Source organism: Myxococcus sp. NMCA1 (genome assembly GCF_026810205.1).
Lineage (GTDB): Bacteria > Myxococcota > Myxococcia > Myxococcales > Myxococcaceae > Myxococcus > Myxococcus xanthus_A.
Genome location: NZ_CP113950.1, coordinates 5,386,492 through 5,405,780, shown reverse-complemented (window position 1 = coordinate 5,405,780; position 19,289 = coordinate 5,386,492). Strand labels below are relative to the sequence as shown.

The window sequence follows — 19,289 nt, the reverse complement described above, 5'->3', positions numbered from 1 at the left end:
CAGAGGACCTATTTCCGGCAGCCGTCGCGAACCCCGCGGGCCGTCGCCGCGAGGGTCTCGATTCCCAACGCGAGCCAGTCCGCGCCGTCGCGGGAGAACCGCTCGGCCAGCTCTGCGTCCACCACCGGCGCCCGTCGTGATCCAGGGCGAAGCTGCTGGAGGAAGTTCTCCCGGGCGGTGACGGAGTTCCGCGCGGAGCGCTCCGCGAGCTTGAGCCCACTGGCGAACACCTCCGGCAGGTTGGGGTCGCGCAGGTTGGACGGAGAGCCCTCGGTCGATTCGCGGCAGCGCCGCGCGAAGTCCGCCGCCGTGTGCTTGGAGGGTGAGGCCAGCAGCACGCGCTCCAGCACCGAAGCCTCCGGCCCGGCCGCGTCGAACTTCGCGGAGTCCCCCTCCGCCTCGCGGGCACCCATGACGTCCAGGGCCACTTCTGGCGCCAGCGCCTGTGGGCAGCCCCCAAGCTGTTGCAGCTCCCGCCGGCAGGCCTCCACGTCCACGGGCGGAAGCGGCAGGGCGGCGATGAGGGAGAACAGCGAGTGCAGCACGGGAAGCTTCACCGTCTCCGAGCCCGGCAGCGCCTTCAGGACGCGCTGCACGGAGCCCCAGGGCTTGGGGCCTCCGGGCGTGTAGAGCTTGAGGTAGCCCTGCTGGAGGAAGCTCAGCCAGCCCTCCGCGAAGGCCTGGGCGCGCTTGCGGCTCTCCGGCGAGGCGATGCGGGAGGCCTCGTCATACACCGCGAGGAAGTACTCGAGGCAGATGGCCTTGCGCAGCCGGATGATGCGCTCCCCCGCGGTGGTGGCCAGCGTCGCGGGCGGCGTCGTGGACAACCCCAGCAAGTCGAGCTCCTCGGCGCTCAACCACAGGCGCCCCCGGTCGAGGTCCGCCTGGAGGTCCACCCCGTCATCGAACATCTGGAGTCCCACGGCGGAGAGCTTCGCGATGCGCCGCACCGTGGCTTCGTCCACGTCCGCGAGCTGGAGCCGCTGCGCCATGTAGGCGCCCGGCACGGCCTTCAGGTACCAGAGGGAGAACAGCTCGTGCGCGGTGAGCGGACGGCCCTGGTCCAGCGCATCCCGTTCCGCGGCGAAGGCGCGAAGCTGCTCCACGAGCCTCCGGTGGCCGTCCATGAGTGGGGGCGCGGCGGCCATGAACTCCCGCAGCGCCACGACGGCGTCCAGGTCCTCGGTGAGGACGGAGGCGTCGTCGAGGACCGCGTACCCGTTCGCGCGGACGAACTCATCAATGCGCCGGACGCCGAACCAGTAGTACGTCCAGAGGCGGCCTTCAGACTCCGTGGCGGCAATCTGTGGCAGGTAGCCCAGCACATCCGTTTCGAGGAGCCATCGCCGCATCGCGGCGAGGGAGATGTCGCTCAGTGGGTTGCCCTGCAGGTCGACAGCGCTTTTCATGTCACGGCTCCTCGAGAGATTCAGGAGGGTGACAGGATAGTGAGGGGGGCTGCATGCTCCAGAATGCCTTACATCGGTTCTGCGAGGCACACTGCGCAGGTTGGGAAGCGGGCCGCTGGGACGATTCCCAGCGGCCCGAGGGCATTAGTAGGGGGAGCAGTAGATGCGCATGCAGGTTCCGGCCATGGCCTTCGTGGCAGCGGGAACCGTGGCCTTCTCCATGACGTTCATCAGCTTCACGAGCTTCTGCTTGGCCTGCTTGGACGACCGGGGGGCCTTCGCCTTCGCCTTCGTCTTCGTCATGACACTCCTCCGTCGATGGATGTGGACTGCTGGCCAAGCCTGGGCGCTGACGGCAAATGCGTCAAGCGCTGAGAGTGATTGCGTGAAAGGCGTGAAGTTTTTTCAGGAGTCCGCGCATTCCTTCATGCGTCGCGGCAATGATTTCTGAGTCATGTCTCGCAGTGCGTTGTGTCCGAAACGGTCTCAGCAAATCTTCGACGCTTACATCCGCGCCGGAGTTCAGCTTTCGGAAGAATATTTCAACGGCGCGTCCGCCACCCACGCCGCGCAAGGCATGTCCATTGGCGGAACAAATCCACCGTGTGAGGCCGTCACGTTCGAAGAGGATGGGGAAGCTTGGGTCCACCCGCACGTGGTGTGAGTCACGTAACGGCTTTTCACGGGTGGGCGGCGGCACGGGCTCGAAGCCTCCCGAGGTCAACCGCTTGAGCCAGGTGGCTTGGATGTGCCGCCGCGCCTCTTTCGGGTGGCTGACGTCGCGAAACGCGCTCACGGCTTCGGTGAGCGCCCGGGGCAGCTCCGTGGCCAGTACGCCGCTCTTCGTCAGGGCTCCGCGGGCCAGGGGGGATGCAGACACCCGCGAGAGCCGCGTCTGCTTCCACTCCTGGTCGGCGAGCGACGTCTCGTCGAGCATCCCGCGCAGCAGGTCGTCCACGGAATAGATGGCGCGGTGTTCGGTGATGGGGATGCCGACATTCACGCTGCTGGCCACGCGTGAGCCGGCGCTCTCTCCCACGTGGTAGTACGTGGAAGGCCAGTAGAGGATGTCGCCGGGTTCGACCTCCGCGACGAAGGAAGACGCCAGGTAGGGCTGGTAGTCCAGGATGGTGGAGACGTCCTCGCGCCACGGCCGCTTGCGCCAGAAGCGCATCCGCTTGCGTCCGCGCAACGCGAACAGGAACGTGGTGAAGCGGTCCAGGTGGACGCCCACGGGGCTGTGTTCGTACGTCCCATGGAACAGCGTGGTAATGGCGCCCGTCACGGGCATGCCCACGCGCTGCCACAGGCCGGAGAAGAAGGCGCGCTGCCGTGACCAGAGCCGGAAGCCGGAGGCGTGCAGGGTGGCGATGATGAGGGCGTACCGGCGCTCGCCCAGCTGCGAGGCGATGCGGGCGTCATACCCGTCCAGGGAACCGTCGGAAGCGCGGGGCAGCCATTCCCGGGAGCGGAGCTGCCGCAGGCGGTCCACCGTGAAGGTGACGTCTGGCCGTGACGTCGGCGCGTAGCTGCGGGACAGGTAGCGCTGGGTGGCGCCGGCCGACGCGTCGAAGACGTCGCCGACGGTGAAGGGCGAGGCCTGCGTTCCCTTGAAGAGCACGGGGCGCTGGTTCCAGTAGCGCCTGACGAAGGTGTCCCAGTCGAAGCGGGTTGCGATTTCCAAGGCGGGCATCCGTCAGACCTCCGCTCCGGTGATGACGTGAATCCCGCGCAGCCGGAGAAGCGCCGCTAGAGAGGCGCGGATGGACTCACGATGAGGACCGGGGCGAGCCAGGTTGCACAGCTCACCGACGCGAGGGGGCACTTCCGAGGACAGGGCATTGAGGAGCCGCTGTCCCACGGCTTCGTTGGGACCGGGAAAGGCATGTCCGTTGACGGCCCAGATCCACAGCCCCGACGGGTCCTTGACCCGGATGATGTCCGTGGCAGGCGTCTTCCGCACCCGGTCCGTGTCTGACAGGGAAGGGGCCTGGTCCGGCGGCGGTACGGGCTCGAGTGCGCACGCGCTGACCCTCCGGGCCCAGATGAGGCGCAGGACCTGCTGGACGTCTTCTTCCCGAGTCAGCGTGTGGAGGGTGTCCGCGGTCTGCTCGACGGACGGAATGGTGGCCTGTGCGCCCGTGCGTGGCCGGCGCCAGGGGTAGGGATGGTAGGGCACGGTCTCGTCGTGGGCATGCTGCTCTTCGAGGAGCCCCACGAGCACGTCCTTGACCGCGTCCGTGGGCCGGCTTCCCTTGACGGGAATCCACACCCGGACGGCCATGCAGTCGCCCTGGGCTTCTTCGAGTTGCCAGTAGCGAGAGGGGATGTAGAGGAACTCGCCCGGACCGGCCTCCAGCGTGGTGGCCTTGTCGAGGTGGCGCTCGAAGTCCTCGGTCTCGTTGGGAGGGGTGCCCCAGAGTTTTTTCCAGAGCCGGACGCGCAGCCGGCCCTGGAGGACCAGCGTCACCAGCGAATGGTGGGGCCGCTTCGCGACGCCTGGTGGACCTCGTGAGAAGCGGCCCAGCAACAGGTCGGTGGCCATGGGCAGCACCGGGACGCCCACGCGCTCCAGCAGCCCCCGGAGGAAGTCTCGCAAGGCGCTCCAGAGAGTGAAGTCGAACATGAACGGCTGTTCGATGTGGAGCTGGAAGGACGCGCCATCCAGGTGCTTGGAGGCGCGGCGGGAGAAGGACTCCATGGACGCGTCGTCTTCGCCGGGGAGGAGCGTTCCTGGGGCGGCGAGCCTGGCGGCCTCCACGAAGAAGCGCGCGTCGGGAAGGGCGCGGAAGCGCGTTCCATGGCGGAAGGGGGCACAGGCGGAGACCGCGGCCTGGAAGACCTGCTCGGCGGGAAGGATGGGGGCAGGAAGTGCCAGACGCGCGGGTGTCTTCTCCCAATGTTGTTTCACGAAGGGCTGCCAATCGAAGGCGCGGTGCACGGCGGCTCCCGTCAAGAGGGTTGGAAGGCGCGGCGGAGCTTCCGCGCGTAGGCGGCGAGCGACGGCAGGTTCATCTCCCTCCTGCGCAAGTCGACCCAGGCTTCTTTTTCGATGGGGTAGGGGACGAGCTCTCCCTTCACCTTGCGGAACTTCGTTCCATACAGCTGCTTCTTCCCCTCACGCATGCGCACCACGTCCGTGAGGTAGGCCACCTGCTGGATGGGAACGTCGCCGCGCGCCGCCGCGTCCCGCAGCAACGTCAGGCAGCGCTTCTGAAAGGCCAGCGAGCACTCGGCATGTTGGATCAGCCGCCAGGCGGCCGCGGCCCCGCTTCGGCCCACGAGGCGATGCCCAGGCCAGCCGTGGACCTTGATCGTCTCACGCAGCCAGTCGATGCCTGCGTCGGTGAGGGCCTGGAGCTTGCGTTCGAGGTCGCGGTCCTTGAACTCCGTTGCAACCCACTCCGAACGCAAGGTGTTGTCGATGCGGTCCAGCCGCAACAACTGCCCGCGGAGGTCACGATTGACGGTGGGGCGAGGCGCGACGCCCTGAGTCCGAGCCGCTCGCGGAGCCTGCCGAGACGGCCGCCCTTGTCGCTGCTTCGATGCACCCGTGCGAGTCGACGTCATGGCGACACCTGCGCCGCTGCGGCGTCGACCATGAACAGCAAGCGCGTGAGGAACCGGAACCCGGCACGTTCGTAGAGTCGCCCCGCTTCTTCGGTGACGCTGCTGAGGAAGAGCACGTCCACGCCATGGGCGAAGGCCTCCTGGGCCGCGCGAGAAACCAGCGCCGCACCGATGCCCCGCCCGCGCCATGCCTGGAGCGTCGCAACGCCAGCGAGCTCGGACGTGCCCTGGTGGGGTGGGGTGACCAGTCCTCCGGCTACGGGCACGCCATCCCACTTCGCCAGCAGCGCGCGTCCATTCTTGAGATCCGCCAGCGTCTTGGAGACCTCAGCGTCGCTCACCTGGACGGGGGCGCCCGGATTGAAGCCTTCCTGGGTCGTGGCGCAGAAGGACCGCATCTCCTCGAACGGTGCGTCCGAGGTGAGCGCGGAGATGGTGAGCTCTGGCGGGCTCGGAAGCGGCGTGTAGCTGTCGGGCGTGCACACCATCAACTGTGCTTCCGCCTCCACCCTGTAGCCCGCGCCACGAAGGATGTCTGCGAGCTGCGGTGCCAGGCTGTCGACGTACTCGAATCGGGGAACGCGCACACGCTGTTCGAACGCGGCTCTGAGTTGCCGCAGCGGCTCGCTCACGTCGCCCGTCACCGGCCCGTCCGGGATGGCGTAGTTCAAGTAGACCAGCGCGTCCGACGGGTGGAAGTAAGCCGTGAAGGGCGGAGTGTGGACGGACTCGTAGCGCTCCCTGGCGGCGTGACGCATTGAGTCTTGCAGTCGTTCAACGAGGCTCATGGCCGTCTACATTAGCAGCCGGTCGCGACCGCGCGGTCGTCACGAGCGCTGAGCACCTTTCGCCCCAACCGGCAGCGCGAGCCCGAACGCGAACGGCGCTGGTCAATCGCTGCTCACCACCTCATCTGCTCGGAGGCCAGAATGCTTGGTGCCAGACGGGCCAATGGCTATAGTCGTGGCTTACTTCAAAACGCCAAGCAAGCATCCATGACGACCCAGAAATTCCATGTCGCGCAGCTGGCGATTTCGCTGGCACGCGAACCCCTTGACCACCCCCTGATGCAAGACTTTGTCGCGCAGCTCCGGCCGGTGAATGAGCTGGCGGACCGCTCACCTGGATTTGTCTGGCGGCTGCAGACGGACGACGGCAACGCCACCGGAGTCCGGGGGTTCGACAACCCGCTGATCCTGCTGAACATGTCGACGTGGGAGTCGGTCGAGTCGCTCTTCGACTTCGTCTACAAGAGCGAGCACGTGGTGCCCTTCCGCAACCGCCGGAAGTGGTTCCTTCCCGTCGAGGGACCGCCGTATGTGCTCTGGTGGGTGCCCGCCGGCCATCTTCCCACGGTCGCGGAGGCCAAGGAGCGGCTCGATCTGCTCGCGAGCGAAGGGCCTTCGTCCCGCGCATTCGACTTCAGGCGCCGCTTTCCGCCCCCGGGTGAAGCGCATGCGCCGGTGGAGCCCCAAGGCAAGAGAGCGTCAGGCCAGGTCTGACGCCAGGCCACCCTCGAGCGGAGCCCTTGAACCATGTCTGGCATCGTCGAACTCAGTCGAACGGAAGTCATTGAATTCCACCGTGTCCTCGAAGCGTGGCTTCGGGGGACGGGCCCCGCCGCCGCGTCCGGAACGGCCCGGATGGCGGAGGCCTTCGCGCCGGACTGCACGCTGTATGCTCCGGGCGGCGTGGCCGAGAAGAAGGCGGTGTTGCTGGAGCGGCTCTCCCAGGCCCTCGGCGCACAGCCGGACATGAAAATCACCATCGATGATTTCGCTCCGGTGTGGGCCCGGGATGAGGTCGCCCTGGTGCGGTACGTGGAGTGGCGCGAGGCTGGCGGGCAGAAGACGGGCAGGTACGCCACGGTGCTGTTCCAGGCGGACGCAGCCGCGCCCGGGGGTGTGGTGTGGCTGCACATCCATGAAACCTGGATGGCCAACCACGGCCCCAGGTAGCGAGCGCGGCCCGCCCCCGGAGAGGAATCACACGTGAGACTGAGCACGCTCGCCGACTTCGACCTTCACTACACCTGGATGGAGTACCTGGACTTCGGCAGTGGAGGCCAGTACCTCGCCATCGTCGACGGAGCCCTCACCGGCGAGCGGCTCGCGGGTCCGGTGCGCTTCTTGAACACGCCGGTGAAGCGGCCTGACAACGTGAATCTGCCCGCGCTGCGGGGCGTGCTCACCACCTCGTCGGGGGACAAGGTCTTCCTGGAGTTGAATGGCGTCTCGCTGCTGCGAGCCCACGACCAGGCTCGCGTCTGCACCGCGTCCGTGATGTTCCGCAGCAACAGCGCGGAGCACGCCTGGCTGAACGATGCCTTCGGCCTCCTGGAGGGTGTCCTGGATGCCTCCAACCGGGCACGCGGCCGGATCCACCTGTGTGAGAACACCATCGGCCTGGATGCGCCCGGGGGGCCGGCCCGCTGACGGGCGCGCCGAGGCTCACGCCGTCCGGTTCTGGCGTCCCGGCCGGAGCTCCGCGTCGACCTCGGTGCCCAGCCGCCGCACCAGGCTCGGGAGGCGCTCGATGTCCGCGAGCGTGGTGTTGTTGTTCACGATGCAGACGCGCAGCGCGGCCTGGCCCTCCACGTCCGTATGCGAGGGGTAGGCTGCGCCGCCGCGCTGCAGCCGCTTGAGCAGGGCCTTGTTCAGGGTGTTGAGGTAGTCGCGGTGCGCCTCCGCCTGGGGCTCGAGGTCCGCGGGGATGAAGCGGAACGTGGTGATGCTCAAGCCGTGGGTCAGCGGCTCAAGCTCGGGCTCGGCCTCGACACAGGCGTAGAGCCGGCGCGCGAGCCGGATGTCGTCGGAAATCATCCGCGCGTAGCCCGCCCGTCCCTCGTGTTGAAGGCACAAGCGCACCTTGAGGGCGCGCAGGCTGCGGGTGGTCTGCGGCCCCAGGTCCCGGAGCTGGAGCGTCTCCGGGCCTCCCAGCAGGAGCTGCTCGTCGCTGTCCGCGTAGTAGGAGGCGCCCTGGTGGAAGGTGTCATACAGCACGCGCCGGTTTCGCGTGAGCAGGCACCCGACATCCGCGGGCAGGTACATCCACTTGTGGGGGTCGACGACCAGCGAGTCCGCGAGCCGGAGGGCCTGCAGCTCCAGTGGCGCGTCGGGTGACAGCACGGCCAGCGCTCCGTATGCGCCGTCCACGTGGAACCACAGCCCCTCTTCCTGGCAGAGGGCGGAGATGTCGGGCAGCGGATCCACCGCGCCCGTGCCCGTGGTCCCCGCGGTCGCGGCGACCATGAAGGGCCGCAACCCCGCCTTCCTGTCAGCGGCGAGCCGCTGCGCCAGGCTGCTGAACCGCATCCGTCCACTTCGGTCGGTGTCGACCTTGCGCACCGCGTTCGACCCGAGGCCGCAGAGGTTGGCTGCGGACACGATGCTCGTGTGGGACTCGGCGCTGGCATAGAGGCACAGGGGCGCGCCCGCTGGCCCCCGCACCCCTTCCGCGCGCACGTCCCAGCCGGCCTTGTCGTGCAGGGCCGCGCGCATGGCGACCAGGTTGGCCAGGGAGCCGCCGCCGAGGAACAGCCCGCCACAGTCCGTGGGGAAGCCGACGAGCCGGGCGAGCCAACGCACCGTCTGCGCCTCCAGCGACACGGTGATGGCGCACGTCGGGTAGCTGGTGACGGGCGGGTTGATGACGGACGCGAGCAGGTCCGCCAGCGCTCCCAGCGGGCTCGGTGAGCCCATGATGTAGGCCCAGAAGCGAGGATGCGCCGTGGAGACGGCGTGCTCACGCAGGAGCGTGAAGGCCCGCTCCAGCGCCACGCCGGGCGCCATTCCCTGCTCCGGGAAGGCGTCCGCGTCCAGGAGCGCGCGGATGCGAGGCGCCGAGTCCTCGGCCCGGACGGGCTGCTCCGGCAGCGCGGCCAGGAAATCGCCAAGCTGGTCCACCAACCGGTGCCCCAGCTCCCGGAACTCGGCCGCGGACATGCCCGCGGCCCGGGGGCGCCCCTTGGCATCGGCGCCCTCAGTCATCGGCGCGTTCCGCCTCTTCCCGGGCCAGCTCCGCGGCGACGGCGTTGGCCCCCGCGGTGATGAACGTCTCCAGGTCGGACGTCGGCAGGTGCTGCTTCATCACCTGGACGAGCCGCGCCTTGGCCTTGTCGTCCAGGGTGCTCTTTCCTTGGGCGAGCTGACGGACCGTCTTCCGGTAGAGGTGCAGGTAGCGGCGCTGGGCCTCCAGGCTGGCCCTGGAGGCGCTGGGCGCGCCGTGCCCCGTGAACAGCAGCGCGTCCGCGGAGAGCTTCGCCTCCAGGCGGTCCAGGTTCTTCAGCCACAGGGCGGAGTGGCCGTCATTCATGAACGAGTGGACGCCGCCGAAGACGATGTCCCCCACGAACGCCACGGACGCGGCGCGGCCGACGACCCAGTAGCTGTCCCAGTGGGACTCGCCTTCCCCCAGCTCCCAGACGGTGAACGGGACGCCGTCGAAGTGCAACGTCTCCCCCTCCTTGACGAACTGGTTGGGGAAGCGCCGCGTGGCGGGCCAGTCCTCGCCGAAGATGGGCTTCCACTGCTTCTCCTTGGCGTCGTCGATGCGGCGGATGACCGCGTCCACGCCCTTGGTCGCAATCACGGGCACGTCTAGGCCCCGGGTGATTTCGGCCGCGCCGTTGTAGTGGTCCGGGTGCCCGTGGGTGACGATGAGGCCAACGAGCGGCTTGCCCGTCGCCTCGACGCGCGCCCGCACCCCCCGGGCATCGGAGACGCGCATCATCGCGTCGATGACGACCACGGACCGGGCCGTCTCGACGATGAATGCGTTGGTGAACAGCCCCTCGCTCCCCGAGTTGTGGACGTGGACCTTGAACTCATCGGCGGAGTGAGGGACGGGACGTTCGCGCTGCTGTGGTTTCACGGATTCACCGAGGGGAAGATGGCTGGGAGTCCGCGAGCTCCCTCATGAGCGCGGAGAGCCCCTGGGCGGGCTCGGGGGAGACACGGGCCTGGCACAGCAGCGCGCTCAACCGGGGCAGGTCCCTGGCCACAACGCCGGGGAAGACATGGTGCTCCCGGTGCAGCGTGCGCGGCAGCCTGCTGATGAGCATCGTAGGCAGCAGCCCCAGCCGGGTGGAGCGCGCGTTCACATTGAGGTCGCCCTCCTCGCGGGTCCACCGGTGCTCCGTGAGGTCCATGAGCGTGAGAATCATGGGGTACACGGTGTACATGGGGAGCAGCCACAGGAGCAGGAAGGGGCGCCAGAGGTCAAAGTACGCCACCGCGCCCAGCGCGACGGCGAAGAAGAGCAGCTTGAGGCGCCGCTCCCGCTCCATCTCCGCGTCGTCCCGGAACGGGAGGAGCAGCGCTCGAAGGTGGTTGTCCCGCCATTTGATGGTGTGGTTTCCCTGAGGCGGCACGTAGTCCTGGCGGCCTTTGAAGAACTCGAGGACGCTCAGGAGCCCCGCCTTGACGCACGTCCAGAGCAGGCGCCCCGGCGAATAGGGGCGCTGGGTATCTCCCCGCAGGTGCCTGCCCAGCCAGTTGGGGTCCTCCGGGGTGAACAGGTGCCGGTGGTGCAGCATGTGCACCCGCCGCCATTGGACGAAGGACCAGGCCTCCGGGTGGTGGAACATCACCAGGTTCGAGAACACCGTGCCGACAAATGCATTGGCCTTGTGGGAGCGGAAGAGGCCGTAGTGACTCGCATCGTGGTTCAGGATGTAGAGCGAGTGCTGCCGACCCGCGATGACGACGATGGCGAGCAGGGTGACCAGAGGATGCTGGAACCAGGCCTCGGCGGCGAATGCCAGGGCAATCCCTGCATAGACTTCCAGATATTGCAGCACGCTGCGCCAGGGTCGGGCCTTGTGCAGCGCCCGGACCTGCTGCCAGACGTCCTTGGGGAGCAGATGACTTGCCTGCGCCCCCAGCTCGGGCCAGTCCGGCCGCGCCACGGGCGCGGGCTCCCCGGAGATGGGAATCGGTTGACTCATTTCGTCAATTCCTCGGCGCGGCGCCCCCGCGCCTAGAGCTTCTCACCCCGAGCGCGGGCCTCGCGGCGCAAGGCCACGCTCGTACCATGAACGCCCCAGTTTTCCGGATCGATTTCCTGGATGACAATGAACGTGGTCGCGGGGTCCTTGCCGAGCACATCCACGAAGACCTTCGTGATGCGCTGGATGAGCTCCAGCTTCTGCTCCGCGGCAAGCCTATCTCCAGTGAGCTGGACATTGACGTATGGCAATTTTGAGTCCTCGGCGTGGCCGCCCTGCTGGGACATGGGGCGGCCAGGAATGACAGTCGGTACGCGTCGATTCGAGCGTGAGCGCCACGGCGCCCTGCATCAAGGGACGACGTGCGAGCCGCGGTAGGGCCCGACGGTGGACACCTTGAGGTTCTTGATGTGGGGGTAGAGCCTGTCAATCACGGCCCCCGCGGTATCCAGGCGGAGCAGGATGCCCAGCACGATGTCGGGCAGGACGGCCGGGTTGCGCTCCAGGAGTGGCAGGATGATCTCCCCCATCCAGGCGTTGGCGTGCTCCACGTCGACCGTGGTGTGCTCCAGCAGGTACTCCAGCGGCTTGTCGCTCACGCCCAGTCGCCGCCAGCCCTGGATTTGCCACTCGAAGCGCCCGGGAATCATCGTCTCCGTCGCGAGCAGCGCGCCCAGGATCTCCGTCAGACGCGAGCGGTTCGTGGCCATGCTCATGTACATGTTGACGAGCGCCAGCTCCTCTCGCACCAGCAGGTCGAACTTTTGGGTGTAGACATCCTTCGGGAGGTCCAGGAACTCCATCAGCCGGAAGCGCATGTTCCGGTGGACGCGCTCGTCCTGCGCGTGGCCAACCTCATCCCAGAAGTTCTTGGCCAGCTCGAGCTTGATGCCGCCATACACGCCCGGCATCATCAACGCGATGATGTCACCGAACAGCGATTCGAGCGGCGTCTCCTGGAGGATGAACTCCCGCATCTGCTCGAAGGTGGCCTGGTCACGCAGGAACGCGAAGATGGGGTGCGTGACGTTGGATGGATGAGATTGGACGCGCTGCGTAACCCAATCACGAAACTGTGACGCGGGAGGCAATGCGGCAAGGATTGGGGCGTATTTCTTCCGCGAGGCCTGGTGCCAACACTTCTCCAGGATGCTTTTCATCTGGCCAAATAGCGGATCGCCCACGTTCAGGCGCTCGACTGACCACGGGGCGGTGAGCAGCGCCATGTTGATGGCGTAGAGCACCCGGTGCGCCTCGGTCAACGCCGCGTCGTCTCCTTCCAGGAAGGCGCTGCGCGCCAGGAGTTCCACCTGCTCCCGCAACTGGTTCCGGGCTCCCACGACCATGCTGTCGATGTCATGGGAATAGAGCCACGCCTTGACGTCCAAATGGATGTTCTGAAGTTTGGTTTGACCTGACATTTGACATTCCTCGAGCTGATGAGGTCCAGGGATGATGAAAAGCCCGCTGCCAGCCCCCATCCGGCAGTAATCAGCGAGGCCGCACGCGGTGTACCAAACAAGACACACTGCGGATAGTGGCAATTTTGACTCTCGGAGAACTGGAACATTTTCAAGACACGGCTTTCAGAAGCCTCATCATGAGCCACTGCGTCATGGGCCGGAGAGGTCCCCAATGACACACGGGCCATACTCCCCGGGTGGTAGGTCCCCCGTCTTTCCAGCACGGCGCCGAGATGCGAGCCTGCGCGTGCATGCCCATGCTCACGCCGTTGAAGAGTCCCGCCGATGCCCTCTGCTGGGTGGCCCCGTCCGCGGAGAATCCCGAGCTGACCTCTGAAGACCCGCTCGCGCTCGACTATGTCTCGCAGCAGGTGGGGCTCTGGGGGTTGCCCACGCTGACGACTCGCTCCAGCAGGGCCCAGGCCTGCGCGATGGTGCTCTATGGATTGCAGCTCGTGGAGCGGGCCATCGAGCACCATTCCTACCCCGCGACGGACGAGGTGCGGCGAGAGCTCTTCGAGCGCTGGGAGCGCTTCTGGGCTCTGGCCACGCTCGAGTTCCGAGAAGGCCAGCTTCCTCGGGGCGATTGGGATTCCATGCGGGGCGTTCGAGGTGTCCGCAATGCGTGGCGCCCCGGAGCGTCGAGCCTGCCGCTCGACTTCCAGCTCATCTCCCGTCAGCAGGAGCTGGGAAACCTGGGTGCATACCTGGCGCCGCTGCGGCGCGCCGGGCTCGTCATCGAGGGTTCCCTGCGACCGGGCCCGGGCGCGCTGGCGCTCATCGACGCGTTCTGGGACGAGCCCTCGGAGAACAAACACCGGGGGCGATACGAGGAGTACGCGCTGCTGGCGCTGGACAGGAAAGCGACGAGCATCGCGCGGGCCCATGGACGGCTGACGCTGGCTCAGGTGGGGCGGTTCAGCCGTCTGACCTCCCTGGTCGAACGAGAACGCACCGCGCAGCAGCACCGGTTGTTCGAGGCCCTCTTCGTGCACGCACGGGACCCGCACTCGTTCGCGATGAGCCAGTTGGTCGAGTCAGCCGCGAAGGCCGGGGTCTCTGCTCCGCGAGACATCCTCGACGCGGCGCTGGCGGGCCGGCTGGGACGGCTCTCGGATGAGCTGCTGGCGCTCCTGCTGACGGCGCGCCGCTTCGGTGAGGTGATGCAGGAGCTCGTCGGGGCCTTCGACCGGGTCTATGCCTGTCTGGATGGCGCCGGCTGGGTCGCCCCCCGCGAGCGCATCGGGCGCGAGGCCCTCGATGCGCGGACACTCGAGCCGCTGAAGGGCGCATGCGCGGCGCTGCTGTCCTCACCAGAGGTCGGCGCGATCCGGCGCCTGCCCATGCATGGTGCCGCCTTTCTGCGATTGGTCGAGGCGCTGGTGGAGGCGGACCCACTCGCGGCGCTCGACCTGCTGCTGGCCTATCATTCCGATGTACAGCGCGAGCGGCGACGCGGCGAAGGCTGGATTCGCAACGAGGCCGGCAAGCTCGTGCTTGTCGTCACGTCGTACACCGCGCGTCCGGAGGCGGCCCGTTTCCCGGCGTTCAAGCTGGATGTGGTCCGCACGTTGCTTACGGACCTGGGACGGCTGCCCATGAGCTGGGAGCAGGATGCTCTGGAAGGTGCCGCGTGATGCTCGAATCCCGGAGGCTCATCGAGCAGGTCCTCGTCTCCGAGCAGCCCTGCCTGGGGGCCGTCTTCTGCTCCTACACGTTCGACCCTTCCTATTTCGAGGACCGCATTCTGCGTGCGTTGCTGCGCTTGCAGGGGGACCCGGAGGAGGAGGCTGTCCGCTACCACGAGGAGGCCCGTGCGGCGCTCCGCGAGACACCGGTGGCCTGCTTCGTCGACGCCCATGTCCGCAGGGGTGGTCGTCGCCTGCCGTATGACCTCCAGCTCATCCGGGAGCGGACGTTCCACCCGAAGGTCATCCTGGTGCTGTACGACGAGGAGGCACGCGTCGCCGTGGGCTCCGGCAATGCCACCAGGCCGGGCCACGAGCAGAACGCCGAGCTCTTCTTCACGCGCACGTTGCGCTACGACGTCCCCGCCGACGCGGCGTTCCTACGGACGGTAGACAGGTTCCTCAGAAGCTGCGCGGCGTTCGCGACCCACCCGGGAACCCAACTGACGCTGGTCCGCTCCGCGCTCGTGGCGAGAATCTCCGGAACGCCGCCCCTCAGCGGCCACGCGCCCGCGGATGCGCTCTTCGTGGACACCTTCAGCGCGTCCATGCTCGATCATCTGAAAGAGGCGCTCCCCGAGGAATCGCGAGTCACTCGTGTGGGCATCCTGTCCCCGTTCTTCGAACAGGACGACCTCGACATCGCGAATGACACGAAGGGGCTTTCGTCGGTGCTCTCCAAGCTGCTCGCGCTTCGCCCAGGGAGTCCGCCTCCGCTGGACCTTGGCGTGCCCTGGGAGGACGCACCCCTCGCCCCTCCCATTCGCGGGGCAATGCCCGTGCTCGCGGAGGGCGAAGGACGGCTGTGGGCCTCGCGCTATCGCGAGGAGGTCGACGGCGAGAGCATCGAGCGCCTGGAGTACTTCGGGCTCAATCGCGTCACGGCGAAACGTGTGGAGATCCAGCTCGGCTCCGGGCGGCTTGGGCGGTACGAGCGCGAGGCGTTCGAGCATGAAATCGCCGAGGGACGGATGTGGCCCGTGGAGCCCCCGACGGTCCATGCGCCGAGCCGAATCCTCGAGCGCATCGTCCGCGAGCACGAGGTCCAACTCTGGCTCCATCCGACGGCGACGCTGACACCTTCCGGGCGCGCGAGCCGACGCCCCCTGCATGCCAAGCTCTTCTTGCTGACGGTGACGAACGCGGGCAAGACGCTGACCTATGCGCTCGTCGGGTCCGCCAACGCCTCCGACGCCGCGCTCTCGTCTGGGGTGGAGCAGGGGGGCAATGTCGAGGCGGGCGTCCTGCTCTGCCTGGACGGAGAGGTGCGCCTGTCGGAGCTGCTGCCTTCGCTGGTGTGCGCCCCCTTCGAGTCGGCGCGCTTCGAGGAGCGCGAGGCGCCCGCGGCCGAAGTCGACTTCTCGGCGTGGCTCGAGGATGTCGTCCATGACGCGGCCATCCGCACATTGACCGTCACCTGGAGTCAGCAGGGGCCAGAGGGATTGGAGGCCTGGTCCTGGTGGTACCTGGACCGGGAGCTGGCGAAGGGCGTGGGGCCGGGCTCGGGTCCGGTGGTGCTCTCCGACTTCGAGCTGGCCGCGGCGGGAGCCGAGCTGGAGTTCCGCGCGGCGGGACGGACGTGGCTTGTTCCCATCCGCGTCGCGGACCTCGCGATGCTGCCCACGAGCGCCCATCTGGCGGGCCTGGGCGTCCGGGAGTTGCTGGCGCTGCTGGGGCGGCGCGTGGGAGCGGAGCGGTTGTCGACCCTGCGCGAGCAGCGAGGCGTGGCGGGGATCGACTCCGTTCTGGACACGGTGTTTGGCGAGGGCTTTGGCCCCACGGACGTCTTCAAGGCCTGGTGGGGACTGAAGGAGGATTTGCTCGCCGCGTCGACGGTCTCCGCGTTTCGTTATCGGTTGTTGGGGCCGATGGGGGCCCGGACGCTCTGGGAGCGGCTGCGCGACTTGCCTCGGGATTCCGTGTCCGATGACGAAATCTGGGTCTACGGCTGCGAGCTGTTTCGCGAGCTGGAGCGGCTCGTGTTGCCCGAGAGCGCGGATCTGGAGGCGAAGCAGGCGCTGCTCGTGGACCTGCGAACCCTGCTGCGCGCGGACTTGACGCGGCTGCGACCGCGAGGTGCCGGGTGGCTGGACGGTGTCGTTCGTTTCTACGGGCTCGAGGGCACCCATGGAAAGACGTGAGCGGACCTGGTTGCGGAGCTTCCTACACCTGGATGCACGGGCCGATTCGACGGTGCCCCTGCGTGACATCGAGCGACAGGAGGACACCGTCCTCCGCGCGCTGGAGCTGTTCGATGATCAGCCAGGCGTCGTGCTAGCGGATGAAGTGGGAATGGGGAAGACGTATGAGGCGCTCGGCGTCCTTGCGGCCCGGTTGCATGTGCTGCCGAATGCCCGGGCGCTGATTCTCACCCCGGGGCCCGACCTCAATACGAAGTGGTCCAAGGAGCTGCGCGCCTTCTGTGACACCAGCCGCCCCATGTACCGGGGCTTCGCGGGGCAGTCCAAGGCCGCGAGCACCCTGGCTGAACTGGTCGCGGCCACTCGCGAGACGCGAATCACCATCGCGCCCGTGAACATCTTCGCGGGAAGTCGCTCCTTGGCGGACCAGGCCTGGCTGCTTTCGTTGTGGGCGGATGCACAGGGGCTCGCCGGCAATCAGGTGGCGGCCATCTTTCGTCGCTACCGGGAAGGCGCGGTGGCGCGCGTGGACGTCGAGCAGCAGGCGTTCCTCGACACCTTCGAGTGGTCGGTCATCAGGCCCCATGCCCGAGAGGCGTTGAAAAGACACAAACAGCGTGCGGGAGAGGGCTCACTCGACGCGCTCTGGAAAAGCGAGGAGTACGACGGCTTCGCGAACCAGAGGCGGGTCGATGATGCGCTGATGGACCTGCGCTTCCGCCTGGTCGGGCAGCTCATCCCCGACTTCGACCTGCTCATCGTTGACGAGGCCCATAAGCTGAAGAACGTGGACTCGGTGCGGGCCACCGGGGTGCGCACTGTTTTCGAGGGGCGCTTCGAAAAGGCGCTGTTCCTCACGGCCACGCCGTTCCAGCTCTCTGTCGACGAGCTGAAGCAGGTGCTCTCGCTCTTCGCCCTGGCCCGGTCCGCGCCTGCTGACCTGATGGAGCAGGCCCAACGATTGTTGGACGACGTGGGGGACTACAAGCAGGCTTATAACGAGCTTGAGCGCGTCTGGTCACAAGCGGACGAGGCCGCCATCTCGGACTTCGGCGCGTTGTTCTCCAGGGACCCCCGGCTCGTGGAGGAGCCGGCGGATGCTTCCCTGCGGGCGGTGGTCCTGTGCGCGCGCCGGTTGCTGTCCTTGAAGGCGGAGCGCGTCGAGCCGGGCTTCCGGCGGTGGATGATTCGGAGCCTCCGGGAGGACAAGCGTGTCTACCGCAGGAGCCACCGCCCCCGGCTGCGGGCCGAGGGTGGGGCGGGTGTTCCCTTCATGCTTTACGAGCGGTTCATCGCGGAGCTCTTCCGGGAGAAGAGCCGCACCCACAAGGCGGCGGTTCAGATCAACATGGTCTCCTCCTACGGGGCCGCGCGCGAGGGTGCGCTGCTCTCCAGTGAGCGGCAGTCCCTGCCCGATGGCGACGCCGAGGCCTACCGCGGGCTCTTGCGGAGCGTGGTGGGGGAACTGCGCGTGGAGCAGGGGGGCCACCCGAAGGTGGACCACGTCGTGCGGGACGCGCTGGAGGCTGTCGCCCGCGACGAGAAGACGCTCATCTTCTGCGCCCGCATCGAGACGCTCCGTGAGCTGAAGCGGAGAATCGAGGCGGAATGGGAGAATCTCTTGCTGGAGCGATGGAGGAAGGTGTTTCCGGCCGCGAGCCACGGCGACATCTTCGAGCTGGACGGCAAGCGGGTGGATGGACATCACTCTCGCCTGCGTGATCGGTTCGGCCGCGCTCAGGATGCGCTCTACCTCGCGCTGCGAGAGCGGTATACCGGTACGCTGTTGGAGGGCGTCTTGGTGGAGGGGGCCCACCTTGAGCGCGTCATCGAGCGGGCGAACGTCCTCCTGCGCCGGCAACGCGTTTCAAAGACGCAAGCGGAGAGGATGGACTGGTCCCTGGTCAAACGCTGTGTAGAGCAGGCCGTGGCCCTCTTCGCGCGAGACGGAGTATTGGCGGCGGATGTCGACCCGGAGGTGTTGAGGCGCCTGACGGACGCGCGCTACGTGGCGCTCGGCTTCGACCTCGTGGCCGACGACGTCGAGGACTCCGCCGAGGGAGACAGGACGCCCTCCTGGTCGATTGACGCAGGGGACGCGGCCCTCGTGCTTCGCCGCGAGCATCTCTGGTCCTACCTCAAGGGTGCCCTGTTCGAGGTACCTCCCGAGCTGCGGGTCCGCACCGTCGAGCGGCTCGCCAGCTACCTCGTCGCTCGCAATGTCCCCTTCCTTCCGGATCTGCTGGCATTCGCGAAAGAGCAGGGCGTTGACGTGGAGGCGGTGGAGTCCCGGGCGCTGTCGTCTGTGGTGGACCGCTTCTGGACCACGCCTCGGGGACGGCCCTGGTTCGAGTTGCTGAAGCGCTTCCTGACCTATGCGGGGAAGCTCGACGAGGAGCGGCGGCGCGAAGTGCTCGATGATGCGGTTCGCGCGGGTGCGCTCGTCCGCCACACCGTGGAGGGCGAGAGCCGGGAGCGGCTCCGCGAGGCCTTCAACACGCCACTGTACCCGATGGTCCTCGTGGCCAACGAGGTCATGCAGGAGGGGCTGGACCTGCATCATCACTGCCGCCGGGTGGTTCATCACGACCTGGCGTGGAACCCCGCGCAGCTCGAGCAGCGCGTGGGCCGCGTCGACCGGCTGGGGTCGCTCGTCCAGCGGCTTCGCGCGCGACAGCCGGACACCACCCTGGACGTTCACCTTCCATTGATTGCCAACACCATCGACGAGCGCCTGGAGCGAACGGTTCGACTGCGGGAGCGCTGGCTGGAGTTCCTCCTGGGGGCGGCGCCCCGCATCGAGGAGTACGGCTTGGCGGACGACCCCCTGAAGCCTCTGCCAGATGCCTTCGCGCAGGCGCTCCGCGTGGAGTTGGGGCCCGTGGCGAAGGCACGGCTGCCCGACGCCGGCTAGAGCGCTTTTCCCCTGGAACGGTGATGCTCACTTCGGCACGGAGGCCGCACCGCAATCGAGCGCCTCCAGTTACCTGGTTTTATTCGGGTTTCTCGATTTGCAGCCCCTCGTTTCCCTGCGGATTCCAAGATTTTGGGAAACCGGACGCAACTCAGGG

General features: G+C 67.5%; 17 protein-coding genes. 6 read left to right on the top strand and 11 right to left on the bottom strand.

The window, feature by feature from the left end; genetic code table 11:
* Window positions 1-8 precede the first annotated feature (8 nt).
* From OZ403_RS22325 to OZ403_RS22300, 6 genes are all read right to left on the bottom strand, one after another.
* Window positions 9-1,409, bottom strand: a complete 1,401-nt coding sequence (locus tag OZ403_RS22325; protein ID WP_268781677.1) for a hypothetical protein — start codon at window positions 1,407-1,409, stop codon at window positions 9-11.
* 144 nt (window positions 1,410-1,553) lie between these two features.
* Window positions 1,554-1,712: a hypothetical protein gene (locus tag OZ403_RS22320; RefSeq protein WP_268781676.1), complete on the bottom strand. Its 159-nt coding sequence runs from the start codon at window positions 1,710-1,712 to the stop codon at window positions 1,554-1,556.
* 61 nt (window positions 1,713-1,773) lie between these two features.
* Window positions 1,774-3,102 carry a JmjC domain-containing protein gene (locus OZ403_RS22315; protein ID WP_268781675.1) on the bottom strand — a complete coding sequence of 443 codons (1,329 nt, stop codon included), beginning with the start codon at window positions 3,100-3,102 and terminating at the stop codon, window positions 1,774-1,776.
* A gap of 3 nt (window positions 3,103-3,105) precedes the next feature.
* Window positions 3,106-4,350 (bottom strand): hypothetical protein, encoded by a 1,245-nt coding sequence (locus OZ403_RS22310; RefSeq protein WP_268781674.1) that lies wholly within the window; start codon window positions 4,348-4,350, stop codon window positions 3,106-3,108.
* 11 nt (window positions 4,351-4,361) lie between these two features.
* Window positions 4,362-4,979, bottom strand: a complete 618-nt coding sequence (locus tag OZ403_RS22305; protein ID WP_140855494.1) for a DUF6624 domain-containing protein — start codon at window positions 4,977-4,979, stop codon at window positions 4,362-4,364.
* Window positions 4,976-5,737, bottom strand: coding sequence for a GNAT family N-acetyltransferase (locus OZ403_RS22300; protein WP_161605165.1), 762 nt, complete (start codon window positions 5,735-5,737; stop codon window positions 4,976-4,978). Before OZ403_RS22300 ends, OZ403_RS22305 begins: the two co-directional genes overlap by 4 nt.
* A 171-nt stretch (window positions 5,738-5,908) precedes the next feature.
* Between OZ403_RS22300 and OZ403_RS22295 the strand changes: the two genes are divergently transcribed.
* Genes OZ403_RS22295 through OZ403_RS22285 form a run of 3 tightly spaced genes read left to right on the top strand, consistent with a single transcriptional unit; the run spans window position 5,909 to window position 7,414 of the window.
* Window positions 5,909-6,481 carry a DUF3291 domain-containing protein gene (locus OZ403_RS22295; protein ID WP_268781673.1) on the top strand — a complete coding sequence of 191 codons (573 nt, stop codon included), beginning with the start codon at window positions 5,909-5,911 and terminating at the stop codon, window positions 6,479-6,481.
* A gap of 33 nt (window positions 6,482-6,514) precedes the next feature.
* Window positions 6,515-6,937, top strand: coding sequence for a DUF4440 domain-containing protein (locus OZ403_RS22290; protein ID WP_140792780.1), 423 nt, complete (start codon window positions 6,515-6,517; stop codon window positions 6,935-6,937).
* A 33-nt stretch (window positions 6,938-6,970) separates the two neighbouring features.
* A complete protein-coding gene (locus OZ403_RS22285) occupies window positions 6,971-7,414 on the top strand; it encodes a hypothetical protein (RefSeq protein ID WP_140792779.1) in 444 nt (147 codons plus the stop codon).
* A gap of 15 nt (window positions 7,415-7,429) precedes the next feature.
* On the opposite strand, the gene OZ403_RS22280 is transcribed toward OZ403_RS22285, so the two are convergent.
* From OZ403_RS22280 to OZ403_RS22260, 5 genes are all read right to left on the bottom strand, one after another.
* On the bottom strand, window positions 7,430-8,968 hold the full coding sequence (locus OZ403_RS22280; RefSeq protein WP_140792777.1) for a pyridoxal phosphate-dependent decarboxylase family protein: 1,539 nt from the start codon (window positions 8,966-8,968) through the stop codon (window positions 7,430-7,432).
* Window positions 8,961-9,851: an MBL fold metallo-hydrolase gene (locus OZ403_RS22275; RefSeq protein ID WP_140792775.1), complete on the bottom strand. Its 891-nt coding sequence runs from the start codon at window positions 9,849-9,851 to the stop codon at window positions 8,961-8,963. The genes OZ403_RS22280 and OZ403_RS22275 overlap by 8 nt, the downstream gene beginning before the upstream one ends.
* A 4-nt stretch (window positions 9,852-9,855) precedes the next feature.
* The gene (locus OZ403_RS22270) at window positions 9,856-10,926 is read right to left on the bottom strand and encodes a fatty acid desaturase family protein (RefSeq protein ID WP_140792774.1); all 1,071 of its coding nucleotides are present in this window, start codon (window positions 10,924-10,926) and stop codon (window positions 9,856-9,858) included.
* Between the two features lie 32 nt (window positions 10,927-10,958).
* Window positions 10,959-11,177 (bottom strand): tautomerase family protein, encoded by a 219-nt coding sequence (locus OZ403_RS22265; RefSeq protein WP_140792773.1) that lies wholly within the window; start codon window positions 11,175-11,177, stop codon window positions 10,959-10,961.
* A 99-nt stretch (window positions 11,178-11,276) separates the two neighbouring features.
* A complete protein-coding gene (locus OZ403_RS22260; RefSeq protein WP_268781672.1) occupies window positions 11,277-12,347 on the bottom strand; it encodes an iron-containing redox enzyme family protein in 1,071 nt (356 codons plus the stop codon).
* 293 nt (window positions 12,348-12,640) lie between these two features.
* On the opposite strand from OZ403_RS22260, the gene OZ403_RS22255 reads away from it, so the two are divergent.
* Genes OZ403_RS22255 through OZ403_RS22245 form a run of 3 tightly spaced genes read left to right on the top strand, consistent with a single transcriptional unit; the run spans window position 12,641 to window position 19,132 of the window.
* Entirely contained in the window at window positions 12,641-14,026 is a 1,386-nt protein-coding gene (locus OZ403_RS22255) for a hypothetical protein (RefSeq protein WP_268781671.1), read from the top strand.
* A complete protein-coding gene (locus tag OZ403_RS22250; RefSeq protein WP_268784895.1) occupies window positions 14,026-16,218 on the top strand; it encodes a hypothetical protein in 2,193 nt (730 codons plus the stop codon). Before OZ403_RS22255 ends, OZ403_RS22250 begins: the two co-directional genes overlap by 1 nt.
* Entirely contained in the window at window positions 16,205-19,132 is a 2,928-nt protein-coding gene (locus OZ403_RS22245) for a helicase-related protein (protein WP_268781670.1), read from the top strand. The genes OZ403_RS22250 and OZ403_RS22245 overlap by 14 nt, the downstream gene beginning before the upstream one ends.
* The last annotated feature ends 157 nt before the right edge of the window (window positions 19,133-19,289 follow it).